Source organism: Streptomyces endophyticus, assembly GCF_035798155.1.
Classification (GTDB): Bacteria; Actinomycetota; Actinomycetes; order Streptomycetales; family Streptomycetaceae; genus Streptomyces; species Streptomyces endophyticus.
The window spans coordinates 34,875-53,143 of record NZ_JAOZYC010000171.1 but is presented as its reverse complement, the minus strand read 5'-3'; the positions used below and the strand labels follow the sequence as shown (position 1 = coordinate 53,143).

General features: G+C 72.0%; 18 protein-coding genes. 8 read left to right on the top strand and 10 right to left on the bottom strand.

What is annotated here, in order from left to right; all coding sequences use genetic code 11:
* Nucleotides 1–150: 150 nt before the first annotated feature.
* From OKJ99_RS35420 to pdhA, 4 genes are all read right to left on the bottom strand, one after another.
* On the bottom strand, nt 151–1,146 hold the full coding sequence (locus OKJ99_RS35420) for a DUF6457 domain-containing protein (RefSeq protein ID WP_326022369.1): 996 nt from the start codon (nt 1,144–1,146) through the stop codon (nt 151–153).
* A 72-nt stretch (nt 1,147–1,218) separates the two neighbouring features.
* Nucleotides 1,219–2,649, bottom strand: a complete 1,431-nt coding sequence (locus OKJ99_RS35415; protein ID WP_326022367.1) for a dihydrolipoamide acetyltransferase family protein — start codon at nt 2,647–2,649, stop codon at nt 1,219–1,221.
* Between the two features lie 14 nt (nt 2,650–2,663).
* Nucleotides 2,664–3,686, bottom strand: a complete 1,023-nt coding sequence (locus OKJ99_RS35410) for an alpha-ketoacid dehydrogenase subunit beta (RefSeq protein ID WP_326022366.1) — start codon at nt 3,684–3,686, stop codon at nt 2,664–2,666.
* Nucleotides 3,683–4,825, bottom strand: a complete 1,143-nt coding sequence (pdhA, locus tag OKJ99_RS35405) for a pyruvate dehydrogenase (acetyl-transferring) E1 component subunit alpha (protein WP_326022365.1) — start codon at nt 4,823–4,825, stop codon at nt 3,683–3,685. Before pdhA ends, OKJ99_RS35410 begins: the two co-directional genes overlap by 4 nt.
* Before the next feature lie 174 nt (nt 4,826–4,999).
* On the opposite strand from pdhA, the gene OKJ99_RS35400 reads away from it, so the two are divergent.
* Nucleotides 5,000–5,509 carry an Lrp/AsnC family transcriptional regulator gene (locus OKJ99_RS35400; protein WP_326022364.1) on the top strand — a complete coding sequence of 170 codons (510 nt, stop codon included), beginning with the start codon at nt 5,000–5,002 and terminating at the stop codon, nt 5,507–5,509.
* A gap of 53 nt (nt 5,510–5,562) precedes the next feature.
* On the opposite strand, the gene OKJ99_RS35395 is transcribed toward OKJ99_RS35400, so the two are convergent.
* A complete protein-coding gene (locus tag OKJ99_RS35395) occupies nt 5,563–6,171 on the bottom strand; it encodes a TetR/AcrR family transcriptional regulator (RefSeq protein WP_326022363.1) in 609 nt (202 codons plus the stop codon).
* On the bottom strand, nt 6,168–7,676 hold the full coding sequence (locus tag OKJ99_RS35390; RefSeq protein WP_326022362.1) for a 3-hydroxyacyl-CoA dehydrogenase: 1,509 nt from the start codon (nt 7,674–7,676) through the stop codon (nt 6,168–6,170). Before OKJ99_RS35390 ends, OKJ99_RS35395 begins: the two co-directional genes overlap by 4 nt.
* A gap of 205 nt (nt 7,677–7,881) precedes the next feature.
* On the opposite strand from OKJ99_RS35390, the gene paaN reads away from it, so the two are divergent.
* The gene (gene paaN / locus OKJ99_RS35385) at nt 7,882–9,609 is read left to right on the top strand and encodes a phenylacetic acid degradation protein PaaN (RefSeq protein ID WP_326022361.1); all 1,728 of its coding nucleotides are present in this window, start codon (nt 7,882–7,884) and stop codon (nt 9,607–9,609) included.
* On the opposite strand, the gene OKJ99_RS35380 is transcribed toward paaN, so the two are convergent.
* From OKJ99_RS35380 to OKJ99_RS35370, 3 genes are read right to left on the bottom strand one after another with little or no spacing between them, the layout of a single operon-like run.
* Nucleotides 9,606–10,397: a TrmH family RNA methyltransferase gene (locus tag OKJ99_RS35380; protein ID WP_326022375.1), complete on the bottom strand. Its 792-nt coding sequence runs from the start codon at nt 10,395–10,397 to the stop codon at nt 9,606–9,608. The genes paaN and OKJ99_RS35380 overlap by 4 nt on opposite strands.
* 46 nt (nt 10,398–10,443) lie before the next feature.
* Entirely contained in the window at nt 10,444–11,634 is a 1,191-nt protein-coding gene (locus OKJ99_RS35375) for an HTTM domain-containing protein (protein WP_326022374.1), read from the bottom strand.
* A 23-nt stretch (nt 11,635–11,657) separates the two neighbouring features.
* Nucleotides 11,658–12,539 (bottom strand): DUF5819 family protein, encoded by an 882-nt coding sequence (locus OKJ99_RS35370; RefSeq protein ID WP_326022359.1) that lies wholly within the window; start codon nt 12,537–12,539, stop codon nt 11,658–11,660.
* A 288-nt stretch (nt 12,540–12,827) separates the two neighbouring features.
* Here OKJ99_RS35370 and paaA point away from each other — a divergent pair, with 288 nt between their 5' ends.
* The 6 genes from paaA (at nt 12,828) to OKJ99_RS35340 (ending at nt 17,892) form a co-directional block, all read left to right on the top strand.
* Nucleotides 12,828–13,838 carry a 1,2-phenylacetyl-CoA epoxidase subunit PaaA gene (gene paaA, locus OKJ99_RS35365; RefSeq protein WP_326022358.1) on the top strand — a complete coding sequence of 337 codons (1,011 nt, stop codon included), beginning with the start codon at nt 12,828–12,830 and terminating at the stop codon, nt 13,836–13,838.
* Complete coding sequence (paaB, locus tag OKJ99_RS35360; protein WP_326022357.1) at nt 13,835–14,146, top strand: 1,2-phenylacetyl-CoA epoxidase subunit PaaB; 312 nt, start codon at nt 13,835–13,837, stop codon at nt 14,144–14,146. The genes paaA and paaB overlap by 4 nt, the downstream gene beginning before the upstream one ends.
* A complete protein-coding gene (gene paaC, locus OKJ99_RS35355) occupies nt 14,143–14,895 on the top strand; it encodes a 1,2-phenylacetyl-CoA epoxidase subunit PaaC (protein WP_326022356.1) in 753 nt (250 codons plus the stop codon). Before paaB ends, paaC begins: the two co-directional genes overlap by 4 nt.
* Nucleotides 14,889–15,485, top strand: coding sequence for a 1,2-phenylacetyl-CoA epoxidase subunit PaaD (paaD, locus tag OKJ99_RS35350; RefSeq protein WP_326022355.1), 597 nt, complete (start codon nt 14,889–14,891; stop codon nt 15,483–15,485). Before paaC ends, paaD begins: the two co-directional genes overlap by 7 nt.
* Nucleotides 15,485–16,621: a 1,2-phenylacetyl-CoA epoxidase subunit PaaE gene (gene paaE, locus OKJ99_RS35345; RefSeq protein WP_326022354.1), complete on the top strand. Its 1,137-nt coding sequence runs from the start codon at nt 15,485–15,487 to the stop codon at nt 16,619–16,621. Before paaD ends, paaE begins: the two co-directional genes overlap by 1 nt.
* A 116-nt stretch (nt 16,622–16,737) precedes the next feature.
* Entirely contained in the window at nt 16,738–17,892 is a 1,155-nt protein-coding gene (locus OKJ99_RS35340) for an acyl-CoA dehydrogenase family protein (protein ID WP_326022353.1), read from the top strand.
* 19 nt (nt 17,893–17,911) lie between these two features.
* Here OKJ99_RS35340 and OKJ99_RS35335 read toward each other — a convergent pair whose 3' ends face one another.
* Complete coding sequence (locus tag OKJ99_RS35335) at nt 17,912–18,241, bottom strand: rhodanese-like domain-containing protein (protein ID WP_326022373.1); 330 nt, start codon at nt 18,239–18,241, stop codon at nt 17,912–17,914.
* Nucleotides 18,242–18,269: the final 28 nt, after the last annotated feature.

Genomic DNA, 18,269 nt, shown 5'->3' with positions numbered 1-18,269 from the left:
CGGCGGCCCGGGTGCCGCCGGGCCGCGTGTCGTCGGGCCGGTTGTGGTGGGGCCGGTGGTCGTTCGCCAGGGCGAGCGCCTCGTCCACGTCGACGTCCATCGGGTCGACATCCACCGGGGCGGTCTGCGCGGACCGCCCGCTGTGGGCGTTCATCCCGCGTCCGGCTTGGCGTCGGACTCCGGCTCGGAATCGGCCTCTTGCGCCCAGCGGTTGGCGAGCTCGGCCGCCTTCGCCGCGGCCGACGCGACGGCTTCGGGGCCGCCTCCTGCCTGCGCCGCGGCGTATCCCACGAGGAACGTCGTCAACGGCGCCGCGGGGCGCGCGACGCCGTGCGCGGCGTCACGGGCGAGGTCGAGCAGGACGCCCGTGTCGACGTCCAGGTCGATGCCCAGTTCGTTCTTGGCTGCGGTGATCCATTCGTCAAGCACTCGTCCATGCTCCCTGATACGTGACCGGGCGGCGGCGATGTCGTCCCAGGTGTCGCAGTCGAACGACGCGACGGGGTCGATGATGCGGGTGAGGCTGAGGTTACGGGTGAGCAGGCGCAGCGGCAGTCCATTGAGGTCACCGTGCTCGGCCGCGAGTTCGCCGAGTACGCGGCGCAGCGCCGCGTACCGGTAGACGGCGACGAGCGGCTGGTCACGGCCGTCTCCGTCGGCCAGCAGGGCGCCGTCGATCGCGCGGTTGGCTGCGCCGCCGATCGCGCCGTTGTTCACGCCGCCGATCGCGCTGCTGTCGGCGCCGCCGATCGCACTGTTGCTGGCGCCGCCGTTTGCGCCGCCAGGTTCGCTCTCGGATTCGAGCGCGTCGAGGAGTCCTCGTACGGTGTGCTCGCCCAGGAACGGCAGATCGGCGGAGAGCACGAGGACGCTCTCCGCCACCGGGGCCGGTGCGGACTCGAGCCCCCGGATCCCCGCCTCCAGCGCGGCGAGCGGCCCCCCGCCCGGCGGCTCCTCGCGGGCCCAGACGACGGGGCGCGCGGTGCGGCGCGGCTCGGCGACCACCACGGTGGCGCGGGCCCCGCCGCACGCGTGAAGGACCCGGTCGAGCAGCGCGCGACCGCCGACCCGCACACCGGGCTTGTCCGCGCCGCCGAGACGGCGCGCGCCGCCCCCGGCGAGGACGATGGCGTCGTACGCGTTCATCCCCCGAGTATGGGCTTACGGGCGATCATTGCCACCAGGCGGGCGGACGATCCTTGCCACCGGGCCGGTCGGTCACAGGGTGCGCAGCAGCACCGCCGGTTGTTCCACGCAGTCCGCGACGTACCGCAGGAAGCCACCCGCCGTGCCTCCGTCGCACACCCGGTGGTCGAAGGTGAGCGAGAGCTGGACGACCTGACGGACCGCCAACTCCCCTTCGTGCACCCAGGGCTTGGCGGCTATGCGGCCGACACCGAGCATGGCCGCCTCGGGGTGGTTGATGATCGGCGTGGAGCCGTCGACGCCGAACACCCCGTAGTTGTTCAACGTGAAGGTGCCGCCGGTGAGTTCCGCGGGCGACAGCTTCCCGTCCCGTGCGGCCTCGGTGAGCCGGGCGAACTCGGCGCTCAGCAATTCGGCTCCGCGCGCGTGGGCGTCCCGTACGACGGGCACGACCAGGCCGCGGTCGGTCTGCGCGGCGAACCCGAGGTGCACCTCGTCGAGCCGGACGATCTCGCGCCGCTCCATGTCGACCGTGGCGTTCAGCTCCGGGTAGCGGGCCAGGGCCGCGGTGCAGATGCGGGCGAGGAGCGCGAGCACGGAGATCTTGGGACCCGCGGAGGGGCCGGTCGCGGAATTCATCGCCACGCGCGCGTGCATGAGTTCCGTGGCATCGGCGTCCACCCAGCAGGTCGCGTCGGGTATCTCGCGCCGGCTGCGGGACAGCTTGTCGGCCACGGCGCCGCGGATGCCGCGCAAGGGAGTGCGGTGCTCCTGCCGGGTGGCAGCCGGAGCGGGGGCGGGGGCGGGAGGGGGGGTGCGCTCAGGGGCGGCGGGAGCCTCGGTGGCGGCGTTCGCTGTGTTGGCCGTGTTCGTTGCGCTGGCCGCGGTCGCCGTGTTGGTCGCGTTCGTTGCGCTGGCCGCGTTTTCTACGTCTCCCCTGAGGATGAGCCCGTCGGGCCCGGAGCCGGTCAGCTCTCTGAGGTCCACGCCGCGGTCGCGGGCGAGCTTGCGGACGAGCGGGGAGATCACGGGGACCGGCCCCTGGGCACGCGGTGCGCTCTCCGGCACGGCGGGCACGCTGTCCAGCGGCGCGGGCCGTACCCGCCTGCGCCGGGTCGGCGCGGTGGTGGTCCCGTACCCCACCAGCACGTTCCCCGAGCCCTGCGAGCCCTCGGCCTTCTCCGCCTTCGCGGGCTCCTCGGCGGCGGCGGAAGACGGTGCGGGTACATCCGACAGCGGCACGTCCGACGGCGACTCCGCTCCCACGGCCACCATCAACAACGGCGCCCCGACCGGCAGTTCGCTGCCCTCGTCGCCGAAGCGGGCCGTGACCACACCTCCGTACGGGCACGGCACCTCGACCATCGCCTTGGCCGTCTCCACCTCGACGACGGGCTGGTCAACGGCGACGACGTCACCGACCTTCACCAGCCACTGCACGATCTCCGCCTCGGTGAGCCCCTCCCCGAGGTCGGGCAGCTTGAACTCGAGCACCTGCGCCATTACCCCACCGTCCCTCACTGATCCCATTGCAGCCGGGCCACCGCGTCCAGTACCCGGTCCACTCCGGGCAGATGGTGCCGCTCCAGCATGGGCGGCGGATACGGAATGTCGAAACCGGCCACCCGCAGCACCGGAGCCTCCAAATGATGGAAGCAACGCTCGGTCACGCGCGCGGCGATCTCCCCGCCGGGCCCGCCGAAGCCACCCGACTCGTGTACGACGACCGCGCGTCCCGTGCGCCGGACGGACTCGGTGACCGTCGCGTCGTCGAACGGCACCAGCGAGCGCAGGTCGACCACTTCAAGATCCCACCCCTCCTCCCGGGCCGCCTCGGCCGCCTCCAGGCAGACGGGGACGGACGGTCCGTACGTGAGCAGCGTGGCACTGGTGCCGGGGCGGCGAACCACTGCCGTACCTATCGGAAGAACGTCTTCCGGTGCCTCCGGGTTCCAGGAATCCCTCGTCCAGTAAAGGCGCTTGGGCTCCAGGAAGATGACCGGGTCGTCGGAGGCGATGGACTGCCGCAGCAGCCCGTACGCGTCCGCGACCGTGGCCGGTGTGACGACGGTCAGGCCCGGTGTCGCCATGTAGTACGCCTCGGACGAGTCGCTGTGGTGCTCCACGCCGCCGATCCCGCCGCCGTACGGCACCCGCACGGTGATGGGCAGCGGCATGGCGCCGCGCGTGCGGTTGCGCATCCGCGCGACGTGCGAGATCAGCTGCTCGAAGGCGGGGAACGCGAACGCGTCGAACTGCATCTCCACGACCGGCCGGAGCCCGTACATGGCCATGCCCACGGCGGCGCCGAGGATGCCCGCCTCGGCGAGCGGGGTGTCCGTGCAGCGGTCCTCGCCGAACTCCTTCGCGAGCCCGTCGGTGATCCGGAAGACGCCGCCCAGGGTGCCCACGTCCTCGCCCATGACGTGCACGGCCTGATCCTCGGCCATGGAGTCGCGCAGCGCGCGGCCGAGCGCCTGAGCCATGGTGGCGGGCTTGGTCGCGGGTTTGCTTCTGGGCGGACGGGCCACGGTGGTCATGCCTGTTCCCCTTCCGCCTCGGCGTCGAGCTCGGCCCGCAACAGTGCCGCCTGCTCCCGCAGTTGGGGGGTCTGCTCGGCGTACACGTCACCGAAGAGGTCCATCGGGTCCAGGGCGGGGTCCTGGTTCATGCGCGCGCGCAGCTCGGCCGCCTGTTCCTCGGCGCCGTCGCGCACGGCCCGGATGCCGTCCTCGTCGATGAGCCCGCGGCCGGTCAACTCCCGCTCCAGGAGCAGGACCGGGTCGTGCGCCCGCCACATCTCGACCTCGGCCTCGCTGCGGTAGCGCGTCGCGTCGTCGGCGTTCGTGTGCGCGTCCATCCGGTACGTGACGGCCTCGACCAGCGTCGGACCACCGCCCCCGCGCGCGCGGGCGACGGCGTCGGTGAGCACCTCGTGCAGCGCCGCCGCGTCGTTCCCGTCGACCAGGCGGCCCGGCATCCCGTATCCGACGGCCTTGTGGGCCAGGGACGGCGCCGCGGTCTGCTTGGCCAGCGGCACGGAGATGGCGAACCCGTTGTTCTGCACGAGGAAGACGACCGGCGCCTGCCACACGGCGGCGAAGTTCAGCGCCTCGTGGAAGTCGCCCTCGCTGGTGCCGCCGTCGCCGACCATGGCGAGCGCCACCACATCGTCGCCCTTGAGCTGCGCGGCATGTGCGAGGCCCACGGCGTGCGGGAGCTGCGTCGCGAGCGGGGTGCACAACGGCGCGATGCGGTGCTCGCGCGGGTCGTACCCGGTGTGCCAGTCGCCCCGCAGCAGGGTCAGGGCCTGTACGGGGTCGAGGCCGCGGGCGACGGCGGCGAGGGTGTCGCGGTAGCTGGGAAAGAGCCAGTCCCGCTCCTCCAGGACCAGCGCCGCGGCGACCTCGGCGGCCTCCTGGCCGGTCGTCGAGGGGTACACGGCGAGGCGGCCCTGCTTGGTCAGCGCGGTCGCCTGCGCGTTGTACCTACGGCCGCGCACCACCTCCGCGTACAGGCGGCGCAGCAGCCCGGGGTCCACGCGGGCGGCGGAGTCGGTGCCCAGGACCCGGTGGGGCTCGGCGTCGGGCAGCAGCGGCGCGGGGTCCGTGCGGGGCTGCCAGGCGGGCGGCGGGACGGGACTGCCCTCGCGCGCGGCCCGCTGGTCCATGACCGTCATGACGACACCTCCTCGTGGGAGCGGCTCGGACGGCGCGTCGGATGTGATGCGCCTCACCTACCGATTGTTCGGTCGACGGCACATTTTGGCTACAGGCACCTCCAGGCTGTGGACAATCGGTTCTCCACAGCCTGAGATGAACGCAGTACGTCCATGGTAAGGAGGCGGGGGCGGATGGCATCTGAACAAATGGCCGACGGCTCCGGGAGCCCGGTCCCGGACCCCGCGGCCCGCCCGCTGGACGCCATCGACCGGGACATCCTGCAGCTGCTGCTGAAGGACGGTCGCGCGTCGATACGCTCCGTCGCCGAGCAGGTCCATGTGTCCCGGGCGAACGCCTACGCACGGATCAACCGCCTCATCGAGGACCGTGTGATCCGCGGGTTCGGCGCCCGCGTCAACCACGAGCGGGCCGGCCAGGGCGCCTCCGCCTACATCACGCTAAAGATCGTTCAGAACACCTGGCGGACCGTGCGCGAGCAGCTGCGCCGACTGCCGGAGGCCTCGCACATCGCACTGGTCAGCGGCGATTTCGACGTCCTGATCCTGGTGCACACGGAGGACAACCGCGCCCTGCGCGAGCTGGTCCTCACCAAGCTCCAGTCCATCCCCGAGGTGCTGAGCACGCGCACGCTGCTGGTCTTCGATGAGGAGGACCTCGAAGGGAGCGCACCGGACCTCTGAGGGCCCACAAGGGCCCCCCGAAGGACCCACGGGCGGCTCGGGGCGGCTCGGGGTCAGCCGGCCTTACGCAGCCCCTGGAAGACCAGCTCGACCACGGCGTCCGCCACTTCACGGTCGCCGATCCCGCCGCCGTCCGGCCGGTACCACTCCACCAGCGAGTTGATCATCCCGAAGACGAGCCGCGTGGCGAGCCGCACCTCGATGTCACCGCGTACGTCCCCGTCGGCCGCGGCCGCCCTGAGCAGCTGGGCGACCTGGTGGTCGAACTCCCTGCGCCGCTCCATGGCCCACCGCTCGGTGTCGGTGTTGCCGCGCACCCGCAACAGGAGCGTCACGTACGGCAGTTCACCGGTGAGCACCTCGACCATGCGCCGTGTGACGTACTCCAGGCGCTCGATCGCGCGTCCCGCGCGCGCGGGTTGCTCGTCGAGGATCCCGAAGAGGCCGTCGAGCGCGCGGCTCACGGCGCGGCGCAGCAGCTCCTCCTTGCCCGTCACATGGTGGTAGATCGACGACTTGGAGATGCCGGCCGCCTTGGAGAGGTGCTCCATGGACGTGCCGTCGTAGCCGCGCTCGTTGAAGACGGTGACCGCGACCGCGAGCAGACTCTCAGGCGTGTAGGTGTCGCGGCGCGCGCCCGTGTCCCGTCGTGCGGTGGTCATGCGGAGCCCTCCCACTTCTTGGGGGTGTACGAGTGCCGGAAGAGGGCCAGGGACGGCGCGTGCCGCCCCGAGGGGTCGCGTTCGTGCAGTTCCTCGAGCAGCCCGCAGGCCCAGCCCCGGCCGAGCCTGCGACCCCACTCCAGGGGTCCCAGCGGGTAGTTGACGCCCAGGCGCATCGCGGTGTCGATGTCGCCCTCGGTGGCCACCCCGCGCGCGAGGGCGTCGTGCGCCAGGTCGATGATCCGCGCCACGGTCCGGGCCACGATCATGCCGGGCACGTCGCCGATGACGCTGACTTCCTTGCCGAGCGCCTGGAAGAGACCGACGACCTCGCCGAGGGTGCGCGGGTTGCTTTCCTGGCTGGTGGCCAGGGCGATGCGGGTCGCCCTGCGGTAGTCGACGGCGAGGTCGAAGTAGACGACGTCGCGGAACTCGATGGACGTCTGGCCGTCCGCCTGCACGAGCTGGCCGCCGCTGGGCAGCACGATGCGCGTGCCCTTGTCCTCGTCCTCCTGGACGACCTCGATGCCGGCCTCGCGCATCATCGGGATCAGCTCGCCCGCGGACTCCAGGTCGCCCTCGACGGTCACGCGCGCGGGCGGCTCGGCAGGACCCGCGGTGTGCGGCTCGGGACGCTCGGCGTCCTCCCCGTACGCGTACCAGCCCTGGCCCGACTTGCGGCCCAGGCGGCCGGCCTCCACCAGGCGGCGCTGGGCCAGCGAGGGCCGGAACTTCGCGTCCTGGAAGAAGCCCTCCCACACGGAGCGCGTCACGGCCTCGTTGACGTCCTGCCCGATCAGGTCGGTGAGCTCGAACGGCCCCATCCTGAAGCCGCCGCTCTCGCGCAGCACGGCGTCGATGGTGGCGGGGTCGGCGCCCTGCTCCTCGTACACGGCGAACGCCTCCGCGTAGAAGGGCCGCGCGATCCGGTTGACCAGGAAGCCGGGGGTGTCCGCGCAGGCCACCGGGGTCTTGCCCCAGGCGCGGGCGGTCTCGTACGCGCGCGTGGCCGCGGTGACGTCGGTGGCGGCGCCGGAGACGACCTCCACCAGCGGCATCAGGGGCGCCGGGTTGAAGAAGTGCAGCCCCACGAAGCGGCCCGGCCGGCGCAGTGACCCGCCGATCGCCGTCACGGACAGGGACGAGGTGTTGGTCGCGAGCAGACAGTCCTCCGCGACGACGTCCTCCAGCTCACGGAACAGGTCCTGCTTGACGTCGAGTCGCTCCAGGACGGCCTCGACGACGAGCGTCGCGGGCGCCAACTCGCCGAGCGTCTGCGCGGGTTCGAGCCGCGCGACCGCGGCCGCCCGCCCGGCGGCGTCCATGCGGCCCTTCTCGACGAGCCGGTCGAGGCGCGCGGCGATCGACTCGGCGGCGCTCCTCGCACGCCCTGGCACGGCGTCGTACAGCCGGACGGGATGCCCGGCGACGAGGGCGACCTGGGCGATGCCCTGCCCCATGGTGCCGGTGCCCACCACGCCGACGAGACGGTCATGTGCTGTCATGCACGTGATCCTCCCGTACCTCGTCCGACCCCAGGGTTCCGGGGCTCATCGGGACGGTTCCGGCGCGGGTTTTCCACAGCTTTTCCGCACCCTCTTGTCCCGACCGATCGTTCGGTTACTCTAACCCTGTTGGTCCGTTCCTGCCCAGTCCCGCCCAGCTCGCCGGCTCGACGAGGAGCCGCAGCCCAGGAGGAGTTGGTCCCCCATGGCCGCCGCCGAACTCACCGCGCACGACCTGATCGCCAAGCACCGGCCGACGCTCGACCAGACGCTGGAAGCGATCCGCACGCGCGCGTACTGGTCCCCGCACCCGGAGCACCCCAAGGCCTACGGGGAGAACGGGAGCCTGAGCATGCCCGAGGGCAAGGCCGCCTTCGACGCCCTGCTCGGCACCCGCCTCGACCTCGCCCAGCCCGGCACGGACGGGTTCGTGGGCGGTGAAGTGTCGCCGTACGGGATCGAGTTGGATGTCACGTATCCGCACGCCGACATCGACGTGCTGCTTCCGGCCATGCGCGCGGGCATGCGCGCGTGGCGCGAGGCGGGCGCCGAGGTGCGCGCGGTGACGTGCCTGGAGATCCTGGCCCGGATCAGCGCGCGGACGCACGAGTTCGCGCACGCGGTCATGCACACCAGCGGCCAGGCCTTCATGATGGCGTTCCAGGCGGGCGGCCCGCACGCGCAGGACCGCGGCCTGGAGGCGGTGGCGTACGCGTACGCGGAGCAGGTACGCACCCCGGACACCGCGGAGTGGTCCAAGCCCCAGGGCAAGCGCGACCCCCTGGTCCTGGACAAGCGGTTCACGCCGGTCGCGCGCGGCATCTCCCTGCTGGTCGGCTGTAACACGTTCCCTACGTGGAACGGGTATCCGGGCCTGTTCGCCTCCCTGGCCACCGGCAACCCGGTCCTGGTGAAGCCGCACCCTCGCGCGGTGCTGCCCCTCGCGCTCACCGTGCAGGTGGCCCGCGAGGTCCTCGCCGAGGCGGGCTTCGACCCGAACCTGGTGGCGCTGGCGGCCGAGCGGCCCGGGGAGGGAATCGCCAAGACCCTGGCCGTACGCCCCGAGATCAGGATCATCGACTACACGGGGTCCACGGCCTTCGGCGACTGGCTGGAGACGAACGCCCGGCAGGCGCAGGTCTACACGGAGAAGTCCGGCGTCAACACAGTGGTGATCGACTCGACCGACAACTACAAGGGCATGCTGACGAACCTGGCGTTCTCGCTGTCCCTGTACAGCGGCCAGATGTGCACCACACCGCAGAACCTCCTGGTGCCGCGCGAGGGCATCACCACGGACGAGGGCCCGAAGGCGTACGACGAGGTGGTGGCCGACCTCGCGAGGTCGGTCGGCGGTCTGCTCGGCGACGACGCCCGGGCGAACGGGCTGCTGGGCGCGCTGGTCAACCCGGACGTGAAGGCCCGGCTCGACGCGGCACCCGGCATCGGCGAAGTCGCCTTGCCCTCACGGGAGATCAGCAACCCCGACTTCCCTGACGCCGTGGTCCGTACGCCGGTGATCGTGAAGCTGGACGGAGCGCGGAAACAGTGGGAGGGGGCCGACGCGGAGGCCGCCTACATGAGCGAGTGCTTCGGCCCGGTCTCCTTCGCGGTCTCCGTCGACTCGACCGGCGACGCGGTGGACCTCCTGCGCCGCACGGTGCGCGAGAAGGGCGCCATGACGGTCGGCGCGTACACCACCTCCGAGGAGGTGGCGCAGTCCGTCGAGGAGGTCTGCCTGGAGGAGTGCGCGCAGCTCTCGCTCAATCTGACGGGCGGGGTGTACGTGAACCAGACGGCGGCGTTCTCCGACTTCCACGGCTCGGGCGGCAACCCCGCGGCGAACGCGGCCCTGTGCGACGGCGCCTTCGTGGCGAACCGCTTCCGGGTGGTGGAGGTGCGCCGGGAGGCCGCACAGGCCGTGTCCGCCTAGGGCGCGTTCGTGCTGTGCGCGCTCCAGTGGAAGAGCGTCATGCCGACGCTGGTGGCCAGGTTGTAGCTGGAGACCTGGGGCCGCATCGGCAGCGACACCAACTGGTCGGCACGCGCGCGTAGTTCGGCGGAGAGGCCACTGCGCTCGGACCCGAAGGCGAGCAGGGCGTCGTCGGGCAGCTTCAGGCCGCGGATGTCCGCGCCTTCGGGGTCGAGCGCGTACAGCGGCCCGCTCGGCAGCTCCTCGACCGCGAGCCGCTCCACGGCGGTCGCGAAGTGCAGCCCTGCCCCGCCCCGTACGACGGTGGGGTGCCAAGGGTCGAGGTCACCGGTGGTGACGACCCCGGTGGCGCCGTAGCCGGCGGCGAGGCGGATCACGGCACCCGCGTTGCCGAGGTTGCGCGGGTTGTCGAGCACGACGACGGGGGTGGTGCGCGCTTGGCGTCCGAGGGCGGCCAGGTTGTCGGCCCGCGCGGGGCGCCCGGCGAGTGCGGCGACCCCGGTGGGATGCAGCCGCGGCACGAGACCGCGCAGCACCTCGCCCGGAACCTCCACGAGGAGCCCCGCCAGGTCCCGTACGACATCGGGGGCGAGCTCGTCGGCGAGGGCGAGCGCGGACGCACGGTCGACGGCCAGCGCGACCGGGACGTCGGCGCCGAAGCGTACGGCGTGCTTGAGGGCGTGGAACCCGTCGAGCAGCACCGCGGAGTCCGCGAGCCGCCGCCAGGCACGCACGGCGTCCTCGGCGGCCCCCGCGCTCCGTGGACCCTCGGGCCGCTCGTCCCGCATGCCGCCCGCACCGTCCGCCGTACTCGTCCCGTTCACGGCAGGAAGCCTACGTGCGCACGGCCGACTGCTCCGCCGCCACCGGTTCGCCGTCGGCCTGCGCGGGCCGGTCGGGTGCGGCCGCGGTCTTCGTAGGGGCGAAAACGCGACCACGCGCGCGTGCCACCCAGCCGCCGACGCGCACCAAGAAGGACGTCGGCAGGAACACCGCGTCCGCGGCGATCATCGCGAGCGAGAAGAAGGGAAGACCGAGCACGACGGCGATGACCGCGTGCTCCAGCATCATGAACACCAACAGGACGTTCTTGAGGCGCCGGTTGAAGACGGTGAACGGAAAGGCGACCTGGACGGCCACGGTCCCGTACGTCACGAGCAGCACCATCGGGCCGAACGTGGTCAGCAGCTCGCCCAGGGCGGGCCAGGGCGAGAAGTAGTCCAGGTGAAGCGGGTAGTAGACCGCGGTGCCGTCCTGCCATCGGCTGCCCTGGATCTTGTACCAGCCCGCCGTCGCGTAGATCAGACACGCCTCGACCATCACCACGAGCAGTCCGGCGTTGTGCAGCAGGTTGGCGACGACGTCGCACAGGAGGCGGGATTCGCCCTGCGGATCGCGGCGGTTCACGGACCACCACACCGCTTGGGCCGCCCACATTCCCCAGAAGAACAGCAGCCAGCCGCCGCCGACCTTCCCCGTGAACGTCATCGCGGCGAGTACGAGCCCCATGACCCACCACAGCACGATGCCGAACCGGTCGTCGGTGCCACCACGCCGCGCCCTGCGGGCGTCCAGCGACCAGACCTGCCCGCACCGCGTGAAGACGAGATAGATCGACATGAGGTGGATGACGTTGTCGCCGCCGTCACCCATGAAGACGCTGCGGTTCTGCAGGGACAGCACGCCGATCATGAAGACGACCGACATGGTGCGGGTGCGCCAGCCCAGCATCAGCAGCGCGGACGACACCACCGCCACTATGTAGACCAGCTCGAACCAGCCCTGCCCGTCGGACCACATGAGCGCGCTGAACGCGTGGTTGTCCTCGGTGAGCTGCTGCGCCATGCCCCAGCTCCACGGCCCGTCGGGGCCGTACATCTCCTGGCGGTGCGGGAATTCACGCAGCAGGAAGAGCAGCCAGGTCGCGGAGAACCCGATGCGGATCACGGCGCTCTGATACGGGGCGAGCGCGGACGCGGTGATCCACTGGAGGCCGTCTCCCAGCCGCCGCTGCATGCGGTCCATGAGTCCCACGGGGGGTGCGCCGTTCATCGGTCACCGCCCGCCGAGGTCTCCAGCGATGACTGCACCCGCACGCGCGCGCCGCTGTCGAGCGGTGCGTCGCTGGAGGTGACCGTCCACCACGGCACCTGCCGGTACACCGGCTTCTGGTTCACCTTCTCGTCACTCCACTTCGGGGGCTCGACCATGGTCGTCTTCGAGCGGATCTGGACGCGCTCGACGGTCTCGCCCTTGCCCGCGGCCCCGAGCCGGTCGAGGCGCAGCACGAGGATGCGGCGCAGGTACTGCTCGGACAGGGTGCCGCGCAGGCCGTTCGGCCGGTTCTGCGCGTTGTGGGTGTCGGTGTAGACGTCCCAGGCGCGGCGCAGCTCGTTCTGCTGCGTGTGGCTGGGCAGCAGGTTTCCGTCGATGGCGGCGCCGTCCTGCGCGGACAGGCCGTACCAGCGGGTCGCGCTCAGCTCCCCGTCGGGCGTGCGCACCTCGGCGCGGGCCTCCACCGCGATGTTCTGCTGGAGCGGGTTGGGCGCGAACAGCTTCCAGTTCTGCTCGAACTCCGGGTAGACCCACGCGCCGACGAGCTCACCGTGCTGCTTGCTGATCGTGTTCGACGGCGCGACGTGCAGGAACACCATCAGGATGTGCACGCAGGTGACGAGCGCGACGCCGATGAGCGCGAGGACGGCGGTCAGCTGATGACCGGGGGAGAGCGCCGCGAGCCCGCGTCGCTCGGGTGCCCCGGCCGGCCCCCCGCCCGACTCCGACCCCGACGGTTCCGACGGTTCCGACGGTTCCAATGGCTCCGACGGCTCCGACGGTTCCGACGGCTCGGGCGGACGGGGTCGCGGCGGAGCCGCCGGCTCCGTCCTGAGCCGGGCGCCCTCGCCCGCGGCGCCTGCTTCTGTCTCCATCGGTGCTCCCCGATCCCGATCCGGTTCTGCCGGTCCCCGGCCCATCCGCCGATCGGCGCCCCCGCGACGAACCGATCCCGCGCCGTCGCCCCGCGGGACGACGCACCGGAACCGTACTGGGGAGCGCCCGCACGGCACAGACGTCCGAGGTTATCCACAGGCCGACCGCGCAGGGTTGACACCCTACGGCGCCGAGACCCACCATTGAATCCGACGAACCGAACGATCGGTCGGGAGCTGGTGAGGCCCCGACCCGAGGTCGGGCACCCAAGGTCGAGGGGACCGGGCATGGCGACAGCAACCCCGCAGCACCGCGCAGCCGAAGCACGGGCGGACGGCACCGCCGAGCTGGGCGACGCCGCGTTCCAGGCCGTGTTCGACGCGGCGGTGGCCGCGGACGAGCGCATCGAGCCCCGCGACTGGATGCCCGACGCCTACCGCGCGACGCTCGTGCGACAGATCGCCCAGCACGCGCACTCCGAGATCATCGGCATGCAGCCCGAGGCGAACTGGATCACGCGCGCCCCTTCGCTGCGCCGCAAGGCGATCCTGATGGCGAAGGTCCAGGACGAGGCGGGGCACGGCCTCTACCTCTACAGCGCGGCGGAAACGCTCGGCACCGGCCGCGACGAACTGCTCGACAAGCTGCACAGCGGTCGCCAGAAGTACTCCTCGATCTTCAACTACCCGACGCTGACCTGGGCCGACGTCGGAGCGATCGGCTGGCTCGTGGACGGCGCGGCGATCACCAACCAGGTGCCGCTCTGCCGCTGCTCGTACGGGCCGTACGCGCGGGCGATGGTGCGGGTCTGCAAGGAGGAGTCCTTCCACCAGCGCCAGGGATACGAGCTGCTGCTCGCGCTCAGCCGCGGCACCGAGGCCCAGCACGCGATGGCTCAGGACGCCGTGGACCGCTGGTGGTGGCCCTCCCTGATGATGTTCGGCCCGCCGGACGACGAGTCCGCGCACTCCGCGCAGTCCATGGAGTGGAAGATCAAGCGCCATTCGAACGACGAACTGCGCCGGCGCTTCGTGGACATCTGTGTCCCCCAGGCCGAGTCCCTCGGACTCACGCTCCCCGACCCGGAGTTGAGGTGGAACGAGGAGCGGGGGCAGCACGATTTCGGACCGATCGACTGGTCGGAGTTCAAGGCCGTCCTCAAGGGCAACGGGCCGTGCAACGAACAGCGCATCACCCAGCGCAGGCGCGCCCACGACGAGGGCGCGTGGGTCCGCGAGGCCGCCGCGGCCCACGCGGCCAAGCACTCCCCGGCAACACGAGAAGGCAGGGCGGTATGAGCGACACCCCGAGCAGCGCCTCCGGCACCGCGGACTGGCCCCTGTGGGAGGTCTTCGTGCGCTCCCGCCGCGGCCTCTCCCACACGCACGCCGGCAGCCTGCACGCCCCGGACGCGGAGCTGGCGCTGCGCAACGCGCGGGACCTCTACACCCGCCGCGGCGAGGGCGTCTCCCTGTGGGTCGTGCCGTCCGCGGCGATCACCGCCTCATCGCCGGACGAGAAGGACCCGTTCTTCGAGCCCGCCGCCGACAAGCCCTACCGGCACCCGACGTTCTACGAGATCCCGGAAGGGGTGAAGCACCTGTGACGCAGCCTGGTACGACGCAGCCGCGCACGCCCGCCACGACGGACACCGCATCCGCCGCCCTGGCCCTCGGTGACGACGCCCTGGTGCTCTCGCACCGCCTGGGGGAGTGGGCGGGCCACGCACCGGTCCTCGAAGAGGAGCTGGCCCTCGCGAACATCGCGCTCGACCTGCTCGGCCAGGCCCGCGTCCTGCTGAGCCTGGTGGGCGACGAGGACGAACTGGCATACCTGCGCGAGGAGCGCGCTTTCCGCAACGTGCAACTGGTCGAGCAGCCGAACGGGGACTTCGCCCACACCATCGCCCGGCAGCTCTACTTCTCGACCTACCAACAGCTCCTCTACGCCGAACTGGCCCAGACCGGGTCCGAGTTCGCGCCCCTGGCCGCCAAGGCCGTCAAGGAGGTCGCCTACCACCAGGACCACGCCCGGCAGTGGACGCTGCGCCTCGGGGACGGCACACAAGAGAGCCACACACGGATGCAGCGCGCGGTCGACGCGCTGTGGCGGTACACCGGCGAGATGTTCCAGCCGGTCCCCGGCCTGGACATCGACCCGCAGGGACTGCAAGCGAGGTGGACTACGACCGTCGCCGACGTGCTGCAAGAGGCGACGCTGACCGTGCCCGAGGGACCGCAGCTCGGCGCCTGGAGCGCCGGAGCCGGCCGGCAGGGCGTGCACACCGAGTCCTTCGGCCGGATGCTGGCCGAGATGCAGCATCTGCACCGCAGCCACCCGGGGGCGTCATGGTGACCACGGCCCGCGCCCACCAGGCGCATCAGACCCAGCAGGAGACCCAGCAAGAGGCCCAGCAGGAGACCCCGCTCGAAGCCGAACTGCGCAGGCTGGCCGGGTCCGTGCCCGACCCCGAGCTGCCCGTCCTGAACCTGGAGGAGCTGGGCGTGCTGCGCGCCGTGCACACACGCGGCCCCGGCCGCGTGGAGGTCGAGCTGAGCCCGACGTACACCGGGTGCCCCGCGATCGAGGCGATGTCGGCCGACATCGAGCGGGTGCTGCACGAGCACGGCATCCCGGAGGTCACCGTCCGCCCGGTGCTCACCCCGGCCTGGTCGACGGACGACATCACGCCTGAAGGCCGTCGCAAGCTCCGGGAGTTCGGCATAGCGCCTCCGCGCACCACCCGGACACCGGCGGACCCGGTCACGATCCCCCTCGGCCCCACCCGGCACGCCGCCGCCCCGGCCACCGCGGAACCCCTCGCCTGCCCGCACTGCGGGTCGACGGACACCGAACTGCTGAGCCGGTTCTCCTCCACCGCCTGCAAGGCGCTGCGCCGCTGCCTGTCCTGCCGCGAACCCTTCGACCACTTCAAGGAGTTGTGATGGCGCACGAAGGGGGACGGGCCCGCTTCCACCGGCTCCGCGTCGCGGCGGTCGACCGGCTCACCGACGACTCGGTGGCACTGACCCTCGCCGTACCGCCGGAGCTGCGCGAGGCATACCGCTTCACTCCGGGACAGCACCTCGCCCTGCGCCGCACCGTGGACGGAGCGGAGATCCGGCGCACGTACTCGATCTGCTCGACCGCCCCGGCACACGAGGCACCGAGCAGGCTCCGGGTCGGCGTGCGCCTGGTCGACGACGGCGCCTTCTCCACGTACGCGCACAAGGAGATCGCCGTCGGCGACGAGCTGGAGGTGATGACCCCGGCCGGCCGCTTCACCCTCGACCCGAGCCCCGCGGCCGACACCGACACCGGCGCCGCCCCCGCCCCCACCTCCGGCCACTACGCCGCGGTGGTCGGCGGCAGCGGCATCACGCCCGTCCTGTCCATCGCCGGCACCCTCCTGGAGCGGGCGCCGCGGGCGCGGTTCTGCCTGATACGCAGCGACCGCAGCACCGCGTCGACGATGTTCCTGGAGGAAGTGGCCGACCTGAAGGACCGGTACCCGGACCGGTTCCAGCTGGTCACCGTGCTCTCCCGGGAGGACCAGCAGGCGGGTCTCGCGTCCGGCCGGCTCGACCAGGAGCGGCTCACCGCGCTGCTGCCCGCGCTGCTGCCGGTGGAGCGGGTGGCGGGCTGGTACCTGTGCGGGCCGTACGGGCTCGTGCAGGGCGCCGAGCGGGCGCTGCGCGCACTCGGCGTGCGGCGCGAGCGCGTCCACGAGGAGATATTCCACGTCGACGACAGCCCGGCCCAGGACCGGCAGGCCGCGTCGGCTCCCCACGCGCCGACGCCCGCGCACAGCACGGTGTCCGCGCAGCTCGACGGCCGGTCGGGCAGCTGGCCCGTCCGGGACGGCGAGTCCCTCCTGGAGGCCGTGCTGCGTAACCGGCCGGACGCGCCGTACGCCTGCAAGGGCGGCGTCTGCGGGACCTGTCGCGCGTTCCTGGTCTCCGGATCGATCCGCATGGACCGGAACTTCGCGCTGGAGGCCGAGGAGACCGAGGCGGGCTATGTACTGGCCTGCCAGTCGCATCCGACCACGGAGAAGGTGGAGCTGGACTTCGACCGCTGAGCCCGCCGAACGCGGTGAGCCCGCTGTTCCCTTCTCGTAGAACCTGTTCTATCTTGACGACCCGTCAGATCACGGACGCGGTACGGCAGGAATGGCAGTAACGGGAGGAAAGGCCAGTGGACTTCACCTTCTCCGAGGAGCAACAGGCGGCCGTCGAGGCGGCGCAAGCGGTGTTCGGGCCGGTCGCGCCGGACGGTGTGCCCAGCCCCTCGCTCACCTCGGGCGCGGTCGCCGAGGACTTCGACCGGGCGCTGTGGGCGAAGGCCGCCGACGCCGATCTGCTCAGCCTGCTGATCGGGCCGGAACACGGCGGAGCGGGACTCGACGCCATCGCGCTCTGCCTGGTGCTGCGCGAATCGGCCAAGGTCCTCGCCCGGGTCCCGCTGCTCGAACACAGCGCGGCCGCGACGGTCGTACAGGCCTGCGGCGGAGCGGAGTTGCGGCAGGAGATCCTCCCCCGCGCCGCGCGCGGCGAGCTCGTGCTGACCGTCGCCTCCGCGGGCCACACCGGGCACGACCCGGCCGAACTGGCCGTCACCGCGCGCAAGGAGGCCGACGCGGGACCGGACGTCTGGGTGCTCGACGGCGTGCAGACGGCCGTGCCCTGGGCCTTCGGCGCCGACCGGATCCTCGTCCCCGCGCACACCGGCGAGGGCTCAGCGGTGCTCGCGGTACTCGCCGGGCCGTTCGCGGACGTACCGGGTCTCACGCTCGCCGAGCAGATATCGACGACCGGCGAGCGCCAGGCCGAGCTGCGCCTGGACGGCGTGCGCGTCGAGGGACCACACCTCATCGAGGACGCCACGGCCTGGCCCCGCCTGCACGACCTGCTCGCCACCGGAACCTGCGCGCTCGCGCTCGGCCTCGGTGAAGGCGTGCTCAAGATGACCAGCGACTACGCGGGCAAGCGCGAGCAGTTCGGCCACCCCATCGCCACGTTCCAGGCCGTGGCCGTGCAGGCCGCCGACCGCTATATCGACCTGCGCGCCATGGAGGCCACCCTGTGGCAGGCGGCCTGGCGCATCAGCAGCAACGCGGGCGGTCCACTACCGGTCGCGGGAGACGTGGCGGTCGCCAAGACCTGGGCGTCCGACGGCGTACGACGCGTCGTGCAGACCGCACAGCACCTGCACGGCGGCTTCGGCGCGGACACGGACTACCCGCTGCACCGCTATCACGCGTGGGCCAAGCACCTGGAGCTCTCGCTCGGCCCGGCCGCCGCCCACGAGGAGGCACTCGGCGACCTGCTGGCGGCGCACCCCCTGGGGTGATCGACCCGGAGAACGGATCTCAGGCCACGGCGCCCGGCTGCCCGTTGTCGTCCACGACGGCGCGGCCGGCCGCCTCCCAGGCCTGCATGCCCCCGTCGACGTTCGCCGCGTCGACGCCCTGCTGCGCCAGATACATCGTCACCTGGGCGGAGCGTCCGCCGGAGCGGCAGATCACGTTGACACGGCCGTCCTGCGGCGCCGCCTCGGCCAACTCGCCGTAGCGGGCGACGAATTCGCTCATCGGAATGTGCAGCGCACCCGCCGCGTGACCCGCCTGCCACTCGTCGTCCTCACGGACGTCGAGGAGGAAGTCCTCCTCCTTGAGCTCGTCGACAGCGACCGTGGGCACACCAGAACCGAAAACCATGCCCCCGACG

What these genes read in the sequence shown, in the direction of transcription:
- OKJ99_RS35420 (WP_326022369.1), bottom strand. Translation starts at nt 1,146, where the DNA reads ATGAACGCGTACGACGCCATCGTCCTCGCCGGGGGCGGCGCGCGCCGT.
- OKJ99_RS35415 (WP_326022367.1), bottom strand. Translation starts at nt 2,649, where the DNA reads ATGGCGCAGGTGCTCGAGTTCAAGCTGCCCGACCTCGGGGAGGGGCTC.
- paaA (WP_326022358.1), top strand. Translation starts at nt 12,828, where the DNA reads ATGGCGACAGCAACCCCGCAGCACCGCGCAGCCGAAGCACGGGCGGAC.
- pdhA (WP_326022365.1), bottom strand. Translation starts at nt 4,825, where the DNA reads ATGACGGTCATGGACCAGCGGGCCGCGCGCGAGGGCAGTCCCGTCCCG.
- OKJ99_RS35400 (WP_326022364.1), top strand. Translation starts at nt 5,000, where the DNA reads ATGGCATCTGAACAAATGGCCGACGGCTCCGGGAGCCCGGTCCCGGAC.
- OKJ99_RS35390 (WP_326022362.1), bottom strand. Translation starts at nt 7,676, where the DNA reads ATGACAGCACATGACCGTCTCGTCGGCGTGGTGGGCACCGGCACCATG.
- OKJ99_RS35375 (WP_326022374.1), bottom strand. Translation starts at nt 11,634, where the DNA reads ATGGACCGCATGCAGCGGCGGCTGGGAGACGGCCTCCAGTGGATCACC.
- OKJ99_RS35410 (WP_326022366.1), bottom strand. Translation starts at nt 3,686, where the DNA reads ATGACCACCGTGGCCCGTCCGCCCAGAAGCAAACCCGCGACCAAGCCC.
- paaB (WP_326022357.1), top strand. Translation starts at nt 13,835, where the DNA reads ATGAGCGACACCCCGAGCAGCGCCTCCGGCACCGCGGACTGGCCCCTG.
- paaD (WP_326022355.1), top strand. Translation starts at nt 14,889, where the DNA reads ATGGTGACCACGGCCCGCGCCCACCAGGCGCATCAGACCCAGCAGGAG.
- OKJ99_RS35380 (WP_326022375.1), bottom strand. Translation starts at nt 10,397, where the DNA reads ATGCGGGACGAGCGGCCCGAGGGTCCACGGAGCGCGGGGGCCGCCGAG.
- paaN (WP_326022361.1), top strand. Translation starts at nt 7,882, where the DNA reads ATGGCCGCCGCCGAACTCACCGCGCACGACCTGATCGCCAAGCACCGG.
- paaE (WP_326022354.1), top strand. Translation starts at nt 15,485, where the DNA reads ATGGCGCACGAAGGGGGACGGGCCCGCTTCCACCGGCTCCGCGTCGCG.
- OKJ99_RS35395 (WP_326022363.1), bottom strand. Translation starts at nt 6,171, where the DNA reads ATGACCACCGCACGACGGGACACGGGCGCGCGCCGCGACACCTACACG.
- OKJ99_RS35370 (WP_326022359.1), bottom strand. Translation starts at nt 12,539, where the DNA reads ATGGAGACAGAAGCAGGCGCCGCGGGCGAGGGCGCCCGGCTCAGGACG.